At 54.5% G+C, this 18380-nt stretch carries 15 protein-coding genes and 4 tRNA genes; 2 read left to right on the top strand and 17 right to left on the bottom strand.

The features are described 5' to 3' along the window. The first annotated feature begins 87 nt into the window (after positions 1-87). Positions 88-1299 carry a hypothetical protein gene (locus CU081_RS02715; protein WP_022650168.1) on the top strand — a complete coding sequence of 404 codons (1212 nt, stop codon included), beginning with the start codon at positions 88-90 and terminating at the stop codon, positions 1297-1299. Between the two features lie 505 nt (positions 1300-1804). Here CU081_RS02715 and CU081_RS02720 read toward each other — a convergent pair. The 17 genes from CU081_RS02720 to trxA form a co-directional block, all read right to left on the bottom strand. Then, positions 1805-1881, bottom strand: a tRNA-Pro gene (locus CU081_RS02720). A 44-nt stretch (positions 1882-1925) separates the two neighbouring features. Continuing rightward, positions 1926-2012, bottom strand: a tRNA-Leu gene (locus CU081_RS02725). A 21-nt stretch (positions 2013-2033) separates the two neighbouring features. After that, positions 2034-2109: transfer RNA gene (locus CU081_RS02730), tRNA-His, on the bottom strand. Between the two features lie 67 nt (positions 2110-2176). After that, positions 2177-2253: transfer RNA gene (locus tag CU081_RS02735), tRNA-Arg, on the bottom strand. 102 nt (positions 2254-2355) lie between these two features. Continuing rightward, entirely contained in the window at positions 2356-3741 is a 1386-nt protein-coding gene (thrP, locus tag CU081_RS02740) for a bifunctional threonine/serine APC transporter ThrP (RefSeq protein ID WP_017693946.1), read from the bottom strand. A 198-nt stretch (positions 3742-3939) separates the two neighbouring features. Beyond that, on the bottom strand, positions 3940-4680 hold the full coding sequence (gene wecG, locus CU081_RS02745; protein WP_022646653.1) for a lipopolysaccharide N-acetylmannosaminouronosyltransferase: 741 nt from the start codon (positions 4678-4680) through the stop codon (positions 3940-3942). Between the two features lie 12 nt (positions 4681-4692). After that, complete coding sequence (gene wzyE, locus CU081_RS02750; RefSeq protein ID WP_003860820.1) at positions 4693-6045, bottom strand: ECA oligosaccharide polymerase; 1353 nt, start codon at positions 6043-6045, stop codon at positions 4693-4695. Then, on the bottom strand, positions 6042-7121 hold the full coding sequence (locus CU081_RS02755; protein ID WP_022650167.1) for a TDP-N-acetylfucosamine:lipid II N-acetylfucosaminyltransferase: 1080 nt from the start codon (positions 7119-7121) through the stop codon (positions 6042-6044). The genes wzyE and CU081_RS02755 overlap by 4 nt, the downstream gene beginning before the upstream one ends. Next, on the bottom strand, positions 7118-8368 hold the full coding sequence (wzxE, locus tag CU081_RS02760) for a lipid III flippase WzxE (protein WP_003860821.1): 1251 nt from the start codon (positions 8366-8368) through the stop codon (positions 7118-7120). Before wzxE ends, CU081_RS02755 begins: the two co-directional genes overlap by 4 nt. A gap of 1 nt (position 8369) precedes the next feature. Next, positions 8370-9500, bottom strand: coding sequence for a dTDP-4-amino-4,6-dideoxygalactose transaminase (rffA, locus tag CU081_RS02765; RefSeq protein ID WP_022650166.1), 1131 nt, complete (start codon positions 9498-9500; stop codon positions 8370-8372). A 4-nt stretch (positions 9501-9504) separates the two neighbouring features. Beyond that, on the bottom strand, positions 9505-10182 hold the full coding sequence (gene rffC, locus CU081_RS02770; protein ID WP_100185455.1) for a dTDP-4-amino-4,6-dideoxy-D-galactose acyltransferase: 678 nt from the start codon (positions 10180-10182) through the stop codon (positions 9505-9507). Continuing rightward, positions 10179-11441 (bottom strand): UDP-N-acetyl-D-mannosamine dehydrogenase, encoded by a 1263-nt coding sequence (wecC, locus tag CU081_RS02775; RefSeq protein WP_022650164.1) that lies wholly within the window; start codon positions 11439-11441, stop codon positions 10179-10181. The genes rffC and wecC overlap by 4 nt, the downstream gene beginning before the upstream one ends. Then, positions 11438-12568, bottom strand: a complete 1131-nt coding sequence (gene wecB / locus CU081_RS02780; protein ID WP_032608211.1) for a non-hydrolyzing UDP-N-acetylglucosamine 2-epimerase — start codon at positions 12566-12568, stop codon at positions 11438-11440. The genes wecC and wecB overlap by 4 nt, the downstream gene beginning before the upstream one ends. A gap of 56 nt (positions 12569-12624) precedes the next feature. Then, positions 12625-13671, bottom strand: coding sequence for an ECA polysaccharide chain length modulation protein (gene wzzE, locus CU081_RS02785; protein WP_022650162.1), 1047 nt, complete (start codon positions 13669-13671; stop codon positions 12625-12627). 17 nt (positions 13672-13688) lie between these two features. Beyond that, positions 13689-14789 (bottom strand): UDP-N-acetylglucosamine--undecaprenyl-phosphate N-acetylglucosaminephosphotransferase, encoded by a 1101-nt coding sequence (gene wecA / locus CU081_RS02790; RefSeq protein ID WP_022650161.1) that lies wholly within the window; start codon positions 14787-14789, stop codon positions 13689-13691. 242 nt (positions 14790-15031) lie between these two features. Then, positions 15032-16291, bottom strand: coding sequence for a transcription termination factor Rho (gene rho, locus CU081_RS02795; protein ID WP_001054528.1), 1260 nt, complete (start codon positions 16289-16291; stop codon positions 15032-15034). 341 nt (positions 16292-16632) lie between these two features. Beyond that, positions 16633-16962 (bottom strand): thioredoxin TrxA, encoded by a 330-nt coding sequence (gene trxA / locus CU081_RS02800; RefSeq protein ID WP_006812392.1) that lies wholly within the window; start codon positions 16960-16962, stop codon positions 16633-16635. Positions 16963-17106: 144 nt separating this feature from the next. Here trxA and rhlB point away from each other — a divergent pair, with 144 nt between their 5' ends. Beyond that, positions 17107-18375, top strand: coding sequence for an ATP-dependent RNA helicase RhlB (rhlB, locus tag CU081_RS02805; protein WP_003860827.1), 1269 nt, complete (start codon positions 17107-17109; stop codon positions 18373-18375). Positions 18376-18380 lie beyond the last annotated feature (5 nt).

The raw sequence follows: 18380 nt of genomic DNA on the forward strand, positions 1-18380 counted from the left end.
CGCCAATGTAACGATGTCTTTTCCTTAACTTTTTTTTGCACACGCGCTTACCCGCGTGGAATAAACCGTTTCTGAAAGGATATCGTCATGAACTCGCTTTTATATGCGCTTTTCGAAGCGCTGCGGTGCCATCGCTGGCTCCGCCTGCTGGCCTGCGCCTTTATCTTTAGCTCCCTGGGTAATGGCTTAACTCAGGTTGTTGTTTTCGGATTATTGTTACAGTGGTCAGCCCCGTCAGCGCTGTTAACCCTCGCCTTCCTTTTTGCTACGGTGCCCGGTTATATCGGCAGCCTGATTGGTGAAAAGCTGTGCCAGCGGTTTTCACCTCTCTACCTGTTGATGCTGACCGAATGGCTGGGCTTGCTCGCCCTGCTCTTTCCCCTTTCAGGCGCACATTACCACAGCATACCGGCGCTGCTTGCGGTGCAATCCACAGAAGCGTTGCTGAGCGGGATGAGCTGGCCTGCGTTAACGCTTCTGTTTAAACGCGGACTGCATGAGGCAGAACTGCCTGCGGCAACGTGTCTGGAAAATGTGATTTTTGCCTCCCAGGTTTTGTTAGGAACCGGGCTGGGTGTAGTGTTGTTCCAGCGCATCCCGGTCTTCGCCTTACTGGTCATCGACGCCGCCAGTTTTATGGGATCGCTGGTCATGCTGTTTCTCGCAGAACGCCAGTATGTAGCGCGTCCAGCACCGTTGCCTGTCGGGGACCCTCAACCTGTGGCATTGCGCTGGCAAACTCTGACCCTTCGACAAAAACGCAGTTTGCTGATTTTGCCTGCCCTTGCTGCCGTAGGCTCGCCTGCAATGGCGTTGCTGCCAGCACTGGCGCAGCAGATCAACCCCGAGAATGCCGCTGGGCTTGCGCTGCCCTTGCTTTTTGCCAGAAGTCTGGGACAGCTTTGTGGCCCCTTGCTGCTCAGAAAAGAGAGTCTGACGCGCTTTGCAGCAAGATCGCCTTTGCTACTTAGCTGTCTTGCTCTTTTTCTGGCAGCCTATGGGTTGCTTCCGTTTTTATCCGCATGGGTCGTGCTTGCGCTGGGGATGATCTTTATCGCGCATCTGGCGTCGAATATCGTTTTTGCGGCGGGTACGTTTGGGGTACTGAGTAATTTTCAGGCTATACAGATATCCGCTGCCAGCGGTAAGGCCTGGCGCTGGCAAACGTTGAGCGCTTCCCTTTTTACGGGCCTCGCCGCAATGACGGCGACGATATTGGGAGCGGCTCAGACGCTATATGCTGTCTCTGCTATCGCACTGCTGTTGGTGGCGCTGGTCCTGGCCCATTATCGTGAATAATGCATAAAAAAACGCCTGCTATAAAAGCAGGCGTTAAAACAGGTCTGTAAGACAACATATTTGGTGCTTCACTCAACGTTGTGTCCATGGTGTCTGATGAGGCCGAAGCGACATCTGTCAGTGGACGATAAGCACCGTAAACGGCTCTGCGTCATTCCTGAGTTTATGAGGCCTTAAGGCGAACATAAGAGATGGAATGAGCATCTACACGCATATTATTGCATGTAATGTGCCAGGTTTACACGCAGAACTTTTACATCGCGCAACATTTTAAGATAAAAGGAAATTATGCTGTTAAGAACCGCCTGAAGCCATACAACATCGCGCTAAAGTCGGTGATCTGTCGCCACAAGGAGACAGGTTAAGAGATAAAATAATAAATACTTAAATATTAATGGTTTATATGTCGCTGAATCGCGACAAGGATGTGGGGTGTTGTCGGGAAATGACTACAGGATAAAAAAACGCAGAAAACAAAAAACCCCGCCGAAGCGGGGTTCAAAATTGGTCGGCGAGAGAGGATTCGAACCTCCGACCCACTGGTCCCAAACCAGTTGCGCTACCAAGCTGCGCTACTCGCCGATGTACTGCTTTTTTGAATTTTTAGTTCAACTCATTAAAAGTCGTGGTGCGAGGGGGGGGACTTGAACCCCCACGTCCGTAAGAACACTAACACCTGAAGCTAGCGCGTCTACCAATTCCGCCACCTTCGCAATTCACAACTCTTTCAATAATGGGGTGGCTAATGGGATTCGAACCCACGACAACTGGAATCACAATCCAGGGCTCTACCAACTGAGCTATAGCCACCACTGTATTCTTTCACGCGGTTCTGACTACTTCTCAGACCACCGCAGCTCTAGCGCCGGGACTAAAATGGCGCGCCCGACAGGATTCGAACCTGAGACCTCTGCCTCCGGAGGGCAGCGCTCTATCCAGCTGAGCTACGGGCGCTTAGCGCCGTTGCGGGGCTGGATATTACGTACCTCCGTCCCCGCTGTCTAGTGCTTTTTTGAAAAAAATGCGCGTTTGGTTATGGTTTGCACATTTTGCCGCTTATTCCTCCACTTTATGGGCGGAGCCACGGCGACCCAGGCCAAAAAGTTTATATGCAGCTGTGACGGCAGCCAGGAAGATCATCCCGACAAACAGCGACATGCGGGTATCTTCATTAAAGTACATTCCAATTAATACGCAAATCAGGAACGCCATCGTCAAATAGTTCGCATACGGGAACAGAATGGAGCGGAACGGATGGCTGGCGATCGCTTTTTTGTGCGCCTGCCGGAAACGCAACTGGCTAATCAAAATGACAAACCACGGTACCATCCCCGGCAGCACGCTGGCGCTATAGACGTAAACAAACACGCGCTGCGGATTTGGGATGATGTAGTTCAGGCAAGAGCCAATCAGCAAAATCACAATCGACACGGCTACGCCCGCCACCGGTACACCTACGCGGGAGACTTTGCCCATCACAGCCGGCAGCTGTTTGTTTTGCGAGAGCGCGTAAAGCATACGCCCACAGCTGTACATTCCGCTGTTACAGCCGGAAAGCGCCGCCGTCAGTACCACAAAGTTGATAATGGCGGCTGCCGCCGTGATGCCAATCTTAGCGAAAGTTAAGACAAACGGGCTGCCGGTGGTGCCGATCTCGTTCCATGGGAAAATGGTCACGATAACGAAGATCGCGCCCACATAGAAAATCAGGATACGCCACAGCACCTTGCCTACCGCGCTACGCAGTGTCACCTGCGGGTTTTTCGCCTCACCGGCGGTAATGCCGATCAGCTCAACGCCCTGATAGGAGGCGACAACGATACAGAGCGCCGTCAGAAAGCCCTTCCAGCCACCCGCAAAAAAGCCGCCGTGCCCGGTCAGGTTACCGAAACCGATAGCGTGCCCGCCGTTACCGAAGCCAAAGAAGATGACACCCAGACCCACAACAATCATCACGATGATGGTGGTAACTTTGATCATCGCAAACCAGAACTCGATTTCACCGTAAAGACGAACGGCGGCAAGGTTCGCCAGCGCCACTAGCCCTACGGCAATAAGCGCAGGTATCCACTGGGCCATCTCCGGGAACCAGAACTGCACGTAGACCCCGATGGCGGTGATCTCCGAAATCCCGACGGCCATCCACATAAACCAGTACGACCAGGCCGTGAGATAACCAAAGAACGGGCTCATATACCGGTGGGCGTAAACGGCGAAAGAGCCCGTTACCGGCTCCAGGAACAGCATTTCGCCCATTGAGCGCATGATGAAGAAGACGAACAGTCCGGCAATAATATACGCCAGCAGGACGGAAGGCCCCGCCCATTTCAGCGTGCTTGCCGAGCCCATAAACAGGCCAACGCCGATAGTCCCGCCCAGCGCGATCAATTCAATATGTCGAGCTTCCAGCCCACGCTGAAGCTCCGGTTTTTTCTCTGCCATAATTCCTCGGTTGTGTTTGCTGTTTCCCGACTTATTGCCGGGTATTGTTTTTGAGGGGTACTGAAATACGGAGCGAATGGTTTCTTAAATTCTGGCAAATGGCAAACAATGCATTAAAAAAATGAATGCATTGCACAGAAATTCAGCAGCTTTGCAGGGGGCGTTGCAGCGCGAACAGCAGATCGCGCTGCATATTGATTACATTTTACCGGTGTAGTGCCAGGCGAGGTAGCGCAGAAGACGAATCTGTCGTTTGATTCGTGTCGGTTGAGAAAGCAGGCGGTAGAGCCACTCCAGCCCCAGGTTTTGCCAGACTTTGGGCGCACGCTTAACGTGGCCGGTAAAGACGTCGTAGGTGCCGCCGACGCCCATATAGAGCGCATCCGGGCTGACCAGACGGCAATCGCGCATTAGAATTTCCTGGCGCGGCGACCCCATGGCGACAGTGACAATTTTCGCCCCGCTGTCGCGTACGCGCTCATATAACGCCTGGCGATCTTCCGGCCTGAAATAGCCATCCTGACTGCCCACGATGTTAACATTCCACTGGTTACGCAGCTTTTGTTCGGTCTGCGCCAGCACCTCTGGCTTGCCGCCGATCAAAAATACCGGTGTGCCTTCAGCGCCTGCGCGTTCCATAAGCCGCTCCCAAAGGTCAGCTCCCGCCACGCGAGACACATTAGCGTCTGGAAACTTTTTACGAATTGAACGCACCACGCTAATACCGTCTGCGTATTTAAACTCCGCGGCTTCAATCAGGCTTTTCACTTCCGCATTATCTTCAACCGCCAGCATTTTTTCTGCGTTGATGGCCACCAGCGTGCCCGATTTCATCTGCCCGTCCGCGAACAGAAAATCCAGCGCGTGCTGCATGTCTCGCCAGCCAATCAGCTGTAGCCCGCGCAGCGCATAACGCGGGGCTGAAGTTGTATCCGTCATGATAATCCCTACTCAGACTTGCGACAGCGTTGTGCTGCCCTGTGGCTCACGTCTGTGCACAAGCCCTGCACTGTCAAACAACCAGTACAGCAGTTTTGCCAGCAGCAGACAGAGTCCGAAAACGACCATAAAGAACACCACGCGTGAGACGAATGAATCCAGCCCCTCGCGCGCCAGAACGATCATATTGAAAATGGCACCGAAACAGAAACTGTGCAAAACAGCGGCTTTGTAGCGGTTGGTCTCTTCGTTACCCAGCGTATATAGCCAGTCGAACCATTTTATTATCAACCCGACCGCGATCGCGCCCGGCAGGATAAACCACGTTCCGCCCATCACTACCAGCGAGCCAATCAGGGTTGGGGAAATCGCCAGGCCCGAATGGTTGTTCAGCACTTCCCAGGTAAAGTAGTTCGCCGTGTTCAGGACAATACCGGGACGGTCAGGCCACAGCCACGTCGGTATAAAGACATAGAAATCGCGAACAATCGGCGCCAGCCCCTGGAATTCGATTTTGTCGTAGTTTTGCAGCAGCAATGCCAGGTTTTCCCACGGCGAGAAGGTGTCGCGCGTCAGATACAGGAAGGTATAAAACGCTTCGTCGCCCGCCACGTTCAGTCCGTAGCGCTTCAGCGCCAGCCAGAACATCCCCACAATGCCAAAGACGCCTGCCGCCGCCAGCATCCACAGCGAGATCCAGCCGCGAATAATGCCGATAAACAGGAAGATCGCGAAGGCGATAATGATGTTGGCGCGGGTGCCGCCGACGATCATGTAGGTCAGAATGCCAAATGCGACGGTGCTGACCAGGAAGAACAGCCAGGCTTTGCTGTCCTGACGCAGGAAAAAGACCACCAGCATCGCCGGAATGAAGAAATAGAAGAAACGCTTGAGCGCGACGCCGGAGACTTCGGCGGAGAAAATCTGGCTATAGGACTGTAACTTAAACAGTAAAAAGCCGTTATGCATGAAGAAAATCGCCACGCTGACGAGGGCGATGGTCATCAGCATAACCCACGTCAGATGGGTTTCTACCCGGTTCATGGTAAACAGCGCACGACGGGGTGCGGTGTCTTTCGCCGCGCGCAGGCGCGTTTTATAGGTGACGTAATACACCGCGTAGAAGCAGGTCGCAGAGAGCAGTGCCTGCAACAAGATTTCCGGCGGAGCGACGCCAACATCAAAGCGGAACACGAGGATGCTGGTCAGCGGGAAGCCAAAGAAAAAGGTCAGCAAAAACAGCAGCGAGAAGAAAACGTTGAAGTTAAAACGTACGCGCCGGAACTCAAACCAGGTGAGCGTGGCGATAAACAGCGTGCTCAGCAGCCAGACCACCAGCAAGCCGCTAAATTGCAACTGGCTCATGCGTTGTCTCCTGAAGCAATACGCAGCGCGTGGTGCCACGGCGTGAGGTAGTTCGGGCTGAAAAAGTCGATGCTATTTTTATCCACCAGCGTGAGCTGACGCTGCGCTTCCCGTACTACCTCGACATTAAGCGTGTCAGAGGTAAACAGCACAGGAATATGCTGTTCGGCCATGTCCTGCCAGAACGGGTTTTCGCGGTTGAGCACGCACGGTACGCCCGCCTGAATCAGCAGACACAGCGTACCAATCCCCTGCTGACGGGCAAAAATGAAATAGCCCAGATCGCATTTTCGCAGGAGCGCGAGATAGTCATCAAATTCCAGCTTATCGTTGAGAATGTGCAGATTTTCCGCGCTAAACAGCGCAAGCCCCTGCTGGCGAACGTCATTGATGTAGGCGTCGTTATTGGCGGGATAGCCCATCGGCACCACTACGTTCACCGTATCGCCAAACTGCTGATGTACCGCCCGCAGCGCCGCGACATGCTCGTTACTGCGATCGCCGGAATTTCCCACCAGGATGGTCAGTTTGCCCTCACGAATCGCGTCATTCGCCAGGGTGTTCAGCGCCGGATCCATACGGGTCGGAAAATAGAGCAGCTCCCCGCGAACCTTCGGGTGCTGTTTAGCAAAATAGTTGAGATCGCCACGGGTAGCAAAAACGCAGCCCACGCGCGCCTGGGCCAGACGACGCAGCGGATAGAAAAGACGGAACTTCCAGCCACGGGAGACTTCGTAGAGATCCGCTCCCCAGATATGCCAGCTGAACTGGGAAGGTTTGATCCCGCCGCTTAACAGCGCCAGCCACAGGCCGGTGTTGAACTGTCCGTGGAAGAAGAAACGCTGGCTTCGGTCCGCTTTGGCTTTCGCGACAACGGCTTTGGTCAGCGCCGCTTTGTCTGGCCAGAAGGTGATGTGCAATGCCGGACACGCCGCGCTCAGACCGTTATCGCGTCCAACGACCATAAACTCGCGCGCATCGGGCGTGCCGGATGCCAGTTCATCATTGAAGAAACGTAGAACGGTCTGGTTGTGATGCGGGATATCCGATCCCAGTATGTGTATCAGTGCAGTCATGCGCGTTTACGCCAAAGTAAAAATACGCCGCAACAGGCAGCGAAATAAACGATATAAGTTGCCATATAGGCCTGAGCCGCCCCCAGCGCACCGTGGGTGGGGATCAGCCAGTGAGAAAATGCCGTCAGCAGCGCAAACTGGCCGATCTCTGCCAGGATATACAACCGCAGCGAAGCCTTCGCAATCACCAGATAGCCGAAAACGTATGCCCCCACTTTCAGCACATCGCCGACCAGTTGCCAGGCAAACAGATCGCGCATGGCGGTAAACTTCGCCGAAAACAGCAGCCAGATGGCGAAATCACGCAGTAACCAGACGGTAAAGCTGGCGATCGCAACCGCCGGCAATACAAAACGCAGGGAGCGAAAAATCTCGCGGGTAATATCCTGCCTGGAAGTCAGGCGCGATAAGGTTGGCAGTAAATAGACGCTAAAGGAAGCCGTAATAAATTGGAGGTAAGCATCTGAAATGCTGCTCACGCCCTGCCAGATCCCCACTTCATCCCAGCTGTAATGCGCTGCCAGCAGGTTTCGCATCATCACGTAGGCAACGGGAAGCGTTACCGAAGTGATGAGCGCCATCAGGGTAAACTTACCGAGCTGCCCCGCCAGTATCTTGTCCCACTGCGGTTTCAGGTAACTCAGCGGGACATTGCCTCTGCGCATCAGCATAAACGCAGCCGGAATGACAACGAGCGCAGGCACCAGCGCCAGCCCCAGCAGCGCGCCTTCATAGCCGCCCAGCCGATAACAAAAGTAGTAGGCGATAACGCCGATGATGCTGCCGAGGATCAGCGCCAGCGCATTCCCGGCGGCATCACGGAAGCCTTTCATCAGCGCCAGCAGCAGGTTCGCCCAGGCGATCCCCATCTGAACCAGCGCCACCAGGCGCACCAGCCCCTGATAATGCGTGTGTCCGAACAGCCCCTGGCTGATGGGTGCCGCCGCCAGCAAAAAGACGACGGCCAGCAACGTAGAGAAGCCCAGCACCATAGCCGAGGAGGTGCCCACCACCGTGCGGAGCTTTTCGGCATCGTCATGATGCTGCGCGACGTATTTGGTGACGCCATTGAATATCCCGGCTCCCGCCAGCACGCCAAGCACCGTGACCAGCTGGCGGAAGTTCCCTGCCAGCCCAACGCCTGACGGACCAAATGAGACGGCCAGCAGCTTGACGACCAGTAACCCGGCGCCAATTTTTACTAGCGTGGACGCTGCCGTCCACACCGACGCTTTTGCCAGAGACATATCAGGCGAAATAACTCAGAAGCGAATTGATCACCGTACGCTGGTTCACCGGCGCGAGGTTGTAGAACAGGGGCAGGCGGAGCAGACGTTCGCTCTCTTTGGTGGTGTAGCGGTCTTCACCGGCAAACATCCCGAAGGCTTCGCCAGCCGGGCTGGAGTGCAGCGGAATATAGTGGAATACCGCCATAATTTCCGCCTCTTTCAGCCAGGCAATCAGCTTGCTGCGATCGTCGTTATCGCGCAGCTTGATGTAGAACATGTGAGCGTTGTGGATGCAGTCTGCCGGAACAGTCGGCAGTTCAATACGTCCGGCTTTTGCCAGCGGCTCCAGCGCGTCGTAGTAGGTTTGCCACAGGGAGAGGCGTTGCAGATTGATGCGCTCTGCCGCTTCCAGCTGCGCCCAGAGATACGCGGCCTGCAAATCCGCCATCAGGTAGCTTGAGCCGATATCGCGCCAGGTATACTTATCCACCTGACCGCGGAAGAACTGGCTGCGGTTGGTCCCTTTTTCACGGATCACCTCCGCACGCTCCACCAGGGCACGATCGTTAATCAGCGTCGCGCCGCCTTCGCCGCCTGCGGTGTAGTTTTTGGTTTCGTGGAAGCTAAAGCAGCCGATATGACCGATGGTGCCCAGCGCGCGACCTTTGTAGGTGGACATCACGCCCTGCGCGGCGTCTTCCACCACAAACAGGTTGTGCTTTTTGGCGATGGCCATGATGGTGTCCATCTCACAGGCCACGCCCGCGTAATGCACCGGCACAATCGCCCGCGTTTTGTCAGTGATCGCCGCTTCAATCAGCGTTTCGTCGATGTTCATGGTATCCGGACGGATATCCACAAACACGATTTTCGCCCCGCGCAGGACAAACGCGTTCGCCGTGGAGACGAAGGTGTAGCTCGGCATGATCACTTCATCGCCAGGCTGGATATCCAGCAGCAGCGCCGCCATCTCGAGCGATGCGGTACAGGACGGCGTCAGCAGCACCTTGGCACTGTGAAAACGTTGCTCCATCCACTGCTGGCAGCGGCGGGTAAAACCGCCGTCGCCACAGAGCTTGCCGCTGCCCATAGCCGACTGCATGTAATCAAGTTCAGTGCCCACAACGGGAGGCGCGTTAAATGGAATCATCTTGTCACCTGTATAACCAGTAGGCGGTGGCGTCGATGCTGGCACCACTCGCAATATAACGTTTAAGCGCAGCGGTGTTGCCCATCTGGGTTGCGACCCGCAGCGTCGATACCTGTTGTTGCTCCGCCCAGTGCAGCGCCGCCTGCATGAGTTTCTCGCCCATGCCGCGCCCGGCTAACAATCCGATGCGCGCCTCGTGCTCGGTGAGCCTGCGAAGCGAAACAAAACCCTGAATCTGTCCCCCGTCAGTACGGAACACCAGACAGACGTGGTCAAACGTGCCTTTGACCGCATTCTCTATCCACTGAGCATAAAAGCGACCGCTGTCATCGGGCGCATACCAGGGCGCCCGGAAACGGCTCTGAGCGAAGGCCAGCGCCGCCATCTTGCGCAGCGTGGGGATATCCTGCTCCGTTGCAATTTCCGCGCCCGGTGAGGCGTAGCGAGCCACGGTAACAGAGAGATCAACCTCGCCCTCGACCAGCCGGAATCCGTGCTGCTGGAGGGCGTCCAGCAGATCGGCGCGGTCCGCCGGGATCTTAGCCTGTACGCGCTGCCAGGCGCTGAAGTCTGCGTCCTGCAACGCAGGGGCATTGTCGCGCAGACGCACTATCGCTGAGGGACGCACAAAAAATGCGCTTTCCCACTCAAGGGACTCCAGCACGCCGTTGAGGATACTCAACGCCACACGCCTTTGGTATCAACAACATACTGCTGACGTACGGCATCACCGGAGACCGCTTTAAACGCATTGTGATCCACCAGCAGCACCAGCACATCCGCCGTCGCCAGCGCGTCATCCAGGGCGGTAAGGGTGCAGTGACCGGCAAGTTTTGCCGGCAACGCATGAATATTCGGCTCAACCACCAGCGTTTCACCGCTGTGCCAGGCAGCGATCATTTCGGCAATTTCCATCGCCGGGCTTTCGCGCAGATCGTCAATATTCGGTTTGAATGCCAGACCAAAGCAGGCAATTTTCAGCTCACTGGCGCGTTTGCCGCTGTCGGCCAGGCAATCCGCGACCGTGGCTTTGACCTGGTTGATAACCCAGTGCGGTTTATGGTCGTTTACTTCGCGCGCGGTGCGAATCAGGCGTGCCTGTTCCGGGTTCTGCGCCACGATAAACCACGGATCGACCGCGATGCAGTGCCCACCCACGCCCGGCCCCGGCTGAAGGATGTTCACGCGGGGGTGACGGTTGGCAAGGCGAATAAGTTCCCAGACGTTAATCCCCTGATCGGCGCAAATCAACGACAGTTCATTCGCAAACGCGATGTTAACGTCGCGGAAGCTGTTTTCGGTCAGTTTGCACATCTCGGCGGTGCGGGAGTTGGTCACCACACATTCGCCTTCAAGGAAAATTTTATACAGCTCGCTGGCGCGCGCGGAGCAGACTGGCGTCATGCCGCCAATCACGCGGTCATTTTTAATCAGTTCCACCATCACCTGGCCTGGCAGTACGCGCTCAGGGCAGTAGGCGATATTGATATCGGCCTGGTCGCCCACCTGCTGGGGGAAGCTAAGATCGGGACGCGCCTCGGCCAGCCACTGTGCCATCTGCTCGGTTGCCCCAACAGGTGAAGTGGACTCAAGGATAACCAGCGCCCCTTTCTTCAGCACAGGCGCAATGGATTTTGCCGCCGCCTCGACGTAAACCATGTCAGGCTCATGATCGCCTTTAAAGGGCGTTGGAACCGCAATCAGGTACGCATCGGCTTCTACCGGCGTGGTGCTGGCGCGCAGGAAGCCACCGTCCACCGCCTTTTTCACCACGCGATCGAGATCGGGCTCCACGATATGAATTTCGCCACGGTTGATGGTTTCCACCGCGTGCGCGTTGATATCTACGCCAACGACCTGCTTTTGACGAGAGGCAAAGGCCGCCGCAGTAGGCAGCCCGATATAGCCAAGACCAACAACAGAGATGGTAGTAAAACTCATAGCGTTACCCGATTGTGTTTAAGTGCGTGCAAAATACGACCACAAGCCTGCCCGTCACCGTACGGATTGTGGGCCCGGCTCATCGCCTGATACTCTTCATCGTCATGCAGTAAGCGCGTGACCTCTTCGACAATACGACGCGGATCCGTTCCCACCAGACGTACGGTACCAGCAGTGACCGCTTCCGGGCGTTCGGTGGTTTCACGCATCACCAGTACCGGCTTACCGAGTGAAGGCGCCTCTTCCTGAATGCCGCCAGAATCGGTCAGGATCAGCCAGGCGTGGTTCATCAGCCAGACAAATGGCAGATAGTCCTGCGGCTCGATCAGGAGCACGTTTTCCACGTGACCCAGGATACGGTTGACCGGTTCGCTGACGTTCGGGTTGAGGTGCACCGGATAGACAATCTGCACATCCTCGTTCTGCGCGGCGATTTCAGCCAGCGCGTGGCAGATTTGCTCAAAGCCACGGCCAAAGCTTTCGCGGCGGTGGCCCGTCACCAGAATCGTTTTCTTGCCGTTGTTCAGGAACGGATAGCGCGCAGCAAGTTCTGCCTGAAGCTCGCTGTTAGCCAGCACGCGGTCACGCACCCAAATCAGCGCATCAATGACCGTATTGCCGGTGACGAAGATCTTGCTGTCGCTGATATTTTCGCGCAGCAGGTTTTGGCGTGAGTTCTCGGTTGGCGCAAAATGGTACATCGCCAGGTGACCGGTGAGCGTACGGTTGGCCTCTTCCGGCCACGGGGAATAGAGATTGCCGGTACGCAGACCCGCTTCAATATGACCAACGGGGATACGCTGATAGAACGCGGCCAGGCTGGTTGCCACGGTAGTGGTGGTGTCGCCGTGCACCAGCACTACATCCGGCCTGAACGACTCCAGAATAGGCTTTAATTCTTGCAGAATACGGCAGGTTATTTCCGTCAGTCCCTGTCCCGGTTTCATTATATTGAGATCGTAATCCGGGACGATAGAAAAGAGGGTTAAGACCTGATCGAGCATCTCACGGTGCTGGGCAGTCACGCACACTTTCGCTTCAATATCAGGATCTCTGGCCAGCGCATGAACCAGAGGCGCCATCTTGATGGCCTCCGGCCTGGTGCCAAATACGGTTAGTACTTTCACATCGATTCTCTTCGATTAGACGATGAAGGCCACAGCCTTCATCGTAGACGGCGTTCTTAGTTTGTGCGGCGACGCAATAACGCTACGCCAGCGCCAGTCAGTGCGCCCACAATCCCCCACATGATCATCAGGAATGCGCGACGCGGACTATCGCGTTTTACAGGCTCTTCAGGCGTTCTTAAATAACGATAGGTCTGAAAACGCGGGTCCAGCGTTGGACCGACGTTGAGCGTATTGAGCATGGCGCGGTTTTGGTGGTAATCAAGGTCAAAGTCAGGGCCTACGGCCTGGATATTTTCCAGACGAGCCTGAAGCATTGGGCGACCAAGAAGGAACATTTCTGAATCCGGGAGTTCGTCCGCCGGAACATCCGTTTCGCTACGGGAAATATTGTGCTGTTCCGCAATCTTCAGCGCCTGCTCAAGATTATGCACGCGACGGGCGAAGATGGCCTTAGCGACCTCTTCCTGGCGTTTGACCTGCGCTTTCATCTGGATAGTGCGCGCAGCCCAGGCACCTTTCAGCTCGTCATTCAAATGACTGGCCGCGCGCTGGCTGGCAAAAGCAACGTACTGACGCAACAGGTTATTGGCGTCCGGCGCCGTTTCCGCAATCAGCTTCACGCTGTCGCTAACGTTACGAAGCACATCGCCAGGCATAAACTGAATGTTATTAATCAGATCATCCAGCAGCGCGGCATCCGCTTTGCTGTTACCGACCATGCGCTGCTTGTAGTAGTCCGTCTGGGACCAGAAATCGCGACGTGTATCCCACGACGCCAGCTGCATCACAAACTCTTTGTAGGATTCATCCATCACCGAGGCCTGATCCGGGGTCGCCAGATTGGCCTTGATATCAAGATTACGCAGGAATTGCTGCTGGGAGTAGTAGCCTCCAAGCATATTCACCGTTGGTCGGTCTGTGATCGCCGTGGCGCTCCACTCTTGTTTTGCAAAGAAGGTGTAAGCAAGCGCTAACAGCGCGAACCCCAGGGCAATCCCTACAATCCACAGTTTGCCCTGCCATAACACGCGAAACAAACCACGAATATCCAGCTCGTTCTCAGTGCCCACTGATTTCGCTCCCGCCAACGGTTGAGTCATCATAGTCCCGGTTTTACTTAGTTAATGTTGTGTTTTTTGCCACTGTTCCGACGCATCCTGCGTTTTAAACGTTTAATAAAACGCGCGACTTTCCATGCTCGCTTGATGCAGTAACCGTACATGAAAAATGCTAGCAAGAATAATACCAACATTACCCATTCAGGAATAAAATGTGCGTATTCTGCGGCAACGCCAATCGCAGCCAGAATAGCAGCCGCAAGCGTAATCAACACAAATGCCTGACGAGACGTGAAGCCGGCGCGCATAATCAGGTGGTGAATATGCTGCCGATCGGGAGAAAACGGGCTCATCCCTTTACGCAGACGGCGGTACATAATAGCGACCATGTCCATCAGCGGGATGGCGATAATCCAGAGGGCCGTTACCGGGCTGATAGGGTGCGTTTTACCCTGCGTGGTTTCCAGCAGGACCCAGATAACCGTAAAGCCAATCAGGGTACTGCCCGCATCGCCCATAAAGACTTTATAGCGACGCCCTAACACACCCAGGTTCAGGCAGATGTATGGCAGGATGGCGGCAATCATAGCAAAGCACCACATTGACAGGCTGTACTGGCCGTCAAACCATAAGATGATGCCGATCGCGCCAAACGAAACAGAGGACAGCCCACCAAGCAGACCGTCTATACCGTCAACCATGTTAAAGGCGTTGATAGCCGCCCACACGGCAAACAGCGTCAGGAAGAAGCCGAATGGCCCAAGCACCAGCTCCCAGGGACCAAACACGTAGCCCAGGCTTCTGAGATAAAGGCCGCCTACCACCATCATAATGATGCCAATGGCCGCCTGTACCGTCGCGCGGAACTTCACGCTGATATCAAAACGATCATCAAGGGCGCCGACCAGTACCAGCACACCGGCACATGCCAGATAGAGTGCGGCATGGGGGATATAATAATCCGCGATCCCGAATGTGAAACAGATGCCTGCGTATACCGAAATGCCGCCCACCAGCGGAATAAGCCCCTGATGACGTTTACGGAAGTTCGGTTTGTCCACTAACCCAATTCTTTTTGCTACCTTGCGCGCAATGAACAAAAAACAGGTTGTGAATAAAAAAATACTGATCAGCTCAGTTACTGCAGTGAGTAGATTCACAATGGATTGCTCTCAACAAATGTTAGTCCCGGAAGTATAACCATGAAGCCTCTGCCTCAGAAGGATTAAAGATGGCTTCTCACAACTCCCTTTGTATGTTTTTCAATCAATTATTTCTTTGACTGTGCAAACATTCTTATTGTCGCACCGACAGGTCAAAATTGGGAGTGTGTGGTAATAGCGTATAGTCCATAAATAAAAAACGCCACGTAAAAACGTGGCGTTTACTGGGATTATTTGCGTTACGAGCGTTTCATCATGTCGAAGAAATCGTCGTTCGTTTTGGTCATCGCCAGTTTGTTGATGAGGAATTCCATTGCGTCGATTTCGCCCATTGGATGGATGATTTTGCGCAGGATCCACATTTTCTGAAGCTCTTCCTGAGTGGTAAGCAGCTCTTCTTTACGGGTACCGGAACGGTTGTAGTCGATCGCCGGGAAGACGCGTTTTTCTGCGATTTTACGAGAAAGGTGCAGTTCCATGTTGCCTGTACCTTTGAACTCTTCGTAGATAACTTCGTCCATTTTGGAGCCGGTATCGATCAGCGCCGTCGCGATAATGGTCAGGCTACCGCCCTCTTCCACGTTACGCGCCGCACCGAAGAAACGCTTCGGACGATGCAGGGCGTTGGCATCCACACCACCGGTCAGTACTTTACCGGAAGCCGGCACCACGGTGTTGTAGGCACGCGCCAGACGGGTGATGGAGTCGAGCAGGATGATCACATCTTTCTTGTGCTCAACCAGGCGTTTCGCCTTCTCGATAACCATTTCCGCAACCTGAACGTGGCGGGAAGCAGGCTCGTCGAAGGTAGACGCAACCACTTCCCCTTTCACCAGACGCTGCATCTCGGTCACTTCTTCCGGACGTTCGTCAATCAGCAGCACCATCAGCACACAGTCTGGGTGATTGTAAGCAATGCTCTGCGCGATGTTTTGCAGCAGCATGGTTTTACCGGCTTTTGGCGGCGCTACAATCAGACCACGCTGGCCACGACCAATTGGCGATGCCAGATCCAGCACACGCGCGGTTAAGTCTTCAGTAGACCCGTTACCACGCTCCATGCGCAGGCGAGAGTTCGCGTGCAGCGGCGTTAAGTTCTCGAACAGGATCTTATTGCGGGAGTTTTCCGGTTTGTCGTAGTTGACTTCGTTAACCTTCAACAGCGCAAAGTAGCGTTCACCCTCTTTTGGAGGACGAATCTTACCTGAAATGGTGTCACCAGTGCGGAGGTTGAAACGGCGGATTTGGCTAGGGGATACGTAGATGTCGTCAGGGCCGGCGAGGTAGGAGCTGTCTGCGGAGCGGAGGAAACCAAATCCGTCTTGCAGTATCTCCAGCACACCGTCGCCAAAGATATCTTCGCCACTCTTAGCGTGCTGCTTCAGGATGGCGAAAATGATGTCCTGCTTGCGCATACGAGCCTGGTTTTCCAGTCCCATATTTTCGCCGAGAGTGATCAGCTCAGAAACCGGCGTATTCTTTAATTCGGTAAGATTCATAATGGTGTGGGTTCTTAAACTCGGGGTGATTCTCGAACTTAATGTTGTGAATGGTATGGCAGGGTCATCCATGCCTGTTTAGCGGCCATCACCTCATGTCTGTTCGCTGTCTGGTCACAGGGAAAGAACGCAGAACTGAAACGACAAGACGGATTGAGTGACAAGCCCGGAATCTAGCAACTTCACGCACTGTTTATGTTAACAACGGGAAGTATCGGGTAAAACAAGATTCAAACAACAAGATATGTTTAAAACGTAGTCATAGCTAACTTAGCACGACTAAAGCCGGGCGTCCAGATCTCGCCGTTAATTAGGCGCTCTGGACGCTCAGCTGAGAAACCTTACGCCAGGTTAGCGTCCAGGAACTCTTTCAGTTGACCTTTGGACAGTGCGCCCACTTTGGTCGCTGCCACGTCACCGTTCTTGAACAGCAGCAGGGTCGGGATGCCACGGATACCGTATTTTGGCGCGGTGCCCGGGTTCTGGTCGATGTTCAGCTTGGCAACGGTCAGTTTGCCCTGATATTCGTCAGCGATTTCATCCAGAATCGGAGCGATCATTTTGCAAGGACCACACCATTCAGCCCAGAAATCAACGAGGATCAGCCCGTCAGCTTTAAGTACGTCCGTGTCAAAACTGTCGTCAGTCAGGTGAATAATTTTATCGCTCATATATAACTCCACAGGAATAAGCCTGGTACGTTGGTTTTGTCTCCACCAACGACGTGTTGATGTCGCATTAACCAACTAAAGGTTGACTTTATTTCACCGGATACGCTTTCGTAAAGCAATAGTAAGCTGATATTCTACCACACTATGAGCAAAACACATTTAACAGAACAGAAGTTTTCCGACTTCGCCCTGCACCCAAAGGTGATCGAAGCCCTTGAAACTAAAGGGTTTCATAACTGCACGCCCATTCAGGCTCTCGCCCTGCCGCTGACGCTGGCCGGTCGCGATGTTGCAGGGCAGGCGCAAACCGGTACTGGCAAAACGATGGCGTTTTTAACGTCAACGTTTCATTATTTACTTTCTCACCCAGCGATTGCAGACCGCAAAGTTAACCAGCCGCGCGCGCTAATTATGGCCCCGACGCGAGAACTGGCGGTACAGATCCACGCAGACGCTGAGCCCCTGGCGCAAGCCACCGGCCTGAAACTTGGCCTGGCCTACGGCGGCGACGGCTACGATAAACAGCTGAAAGTGCTGGAAAGCGGCGTCGATATCCTGATTGGGACCACCGGCCGTCTTATCGACTACGCCAAACAGAACCATATCAACCTCGGCGCAATCCAGGTCGTGGTGCTGGATGAAGCAGACCGCATGTACGATCTGGGCTTCATTAAAGACATCCGCTGGCTGTTCCGCCGTATGCCTGCGGCAAACCAGCGTCTGAACATGCTGTTCTCCGCAACCCTGTCATACCGCGTACGTGAACTCGCATTCGAGCAGATGAACAATGCGGAATATGTGGAAGTAGAACCGGAGCAGAAAACCGGGCACCGCATTAAAGAAGAGCTTTTTTATCCTTCTAATGAAGAGAAAATGCGCCTGTTGCAAACCCTGATCGAAGAAGAGTGGCCGGATCGCGCGATTATCTTCGCGAACACCAAACACCGCTGTGAAGATATCTGGGGTCACCTGGCGGCAGATGGTCACCGTGTCGGCCTGCTGACCGGCGACGTGGCGCAGAAAAAACGCCTGCGCATTCTCGACGAATTTACTCGTGGCGACCTTGATATTCTGGTCGCGACCGACGTGGCGGCCCGTGGCCTGCACATTCCAGCCGTGACGCACGTCTTTAACTATGACCTGCCAGATGACTGTGAAGACTATGTACACCGTATCGGTCGTACTGGTCGTGCAGGCGCAAGCGGTCACTCCATCAGCCTTGCGTGTGAAGAGTATGCGCTGAACCTTCCGGCCATTGAGACCTACATCGGTCACTCTATTCCACAGAGCAAATACAATCCGGAAGCGCTGTTAAGCGAGTTGCCGCCACCTAAGCGCCTTACACGTCCACGCTCCGGCAATGGCCCGCGTCGTTCCGGCGGTGCACCGCGTAATCGTCGTCGTTCAGGTTAAGAAAA

Source organism: Enterobacter sp. CRENT-193, assembly GCF_002787395.1.
GTDB lineage: Bacteria > Pseudomonadota > Gammaproteobacteria > Enterobacterales > Enterobacteriaceae > Enterobacter > Enterobacter hormaechei_C.

Excerpts from the sequence above, each read along its gene's own strand:
- wzzE (WP_022650162.1), bottom strand. The coding sequence starts at position 13,671 with ATGACTCAACCGTTGGCGGGAGCGAAATCAGTGGGCACTGAGAACGAG.
- CU081_RS02755 (WP_022650167.1), bottom strand. The coding sequence starts at position 7,121 with ATGACTGCACTGATACACATACTGGGATCGGATATCCCGCATCACAAC.
- rffA (WP_022650166.1), bottom strand. The coding sequence starts at position 9,500 with ATGATTCCATTTAACGCGCCTCCCGTTGTGGGCACTGAACTTGATTAC.
- wecC (WP_022650164.1), bottom strand. The coding sequence starts at position 11,441 with ATGAGTTTTACTACCATCTCTGTTGTTGGTCTTGGCTATATCGGGCTG.
- rho (WP_001054528.1), bottom strand. The coding sequence starts at position 16,291 with ATGAATCTTACCGAATTAAAGAATACGCCGGTTTCTGAGCTGATCACT.
- CU081_RS02715 (WP_022650168.1), top strand. The coding sequence starts at position 88 with ATGAACTCGCTTTTATATGCGCTTTTCGAAGCGCTGCGGTGCCATCGC.
- thrP (WP_017693946.1), bottom strand. The coding sequence starts at position 3,741 with ATGGCAGAGAAAAAACCGGAGCTTCAGCGTGGGCTGGAAGCTCGACAT.
- wecG (WP_022646653.1), bottom strand. The coding sequence starts at position 4,680 with ATGACGGATACAACTTCAGCCCCGCGTTATGCGCTGCGCGGGCTACAG.
- rhlB (WP_003860827.1), top strand. The coding sequence starts at position 17,107 with ATGAGCAAAACACATTTAACAGAACAGAAGTTTTCCGACTTCGCCCTG.
- wzxE (WP_003860821.1), bottom strand. The coding sequence starts at position 8,368 with ATGTCTCTGGCAAAAGCGTCGGTGTGGACGGCAGCGTCCACGCTAGTA.
- trxA (WP_006812392.1), bottom strand. The coding sequence starts at position 16,962 with ATGAGCGATAAAATTATTCACCTGACTGACGACAGTTTTGACACGGAC.
- wzyE (WP_003860820.1), bottom strand. The coding sequence starts at position 6,045 with ATGAGCCAGTTGCAATTTAGCGGCTTGCTGGTGGTCTGGCTGCTGAGC.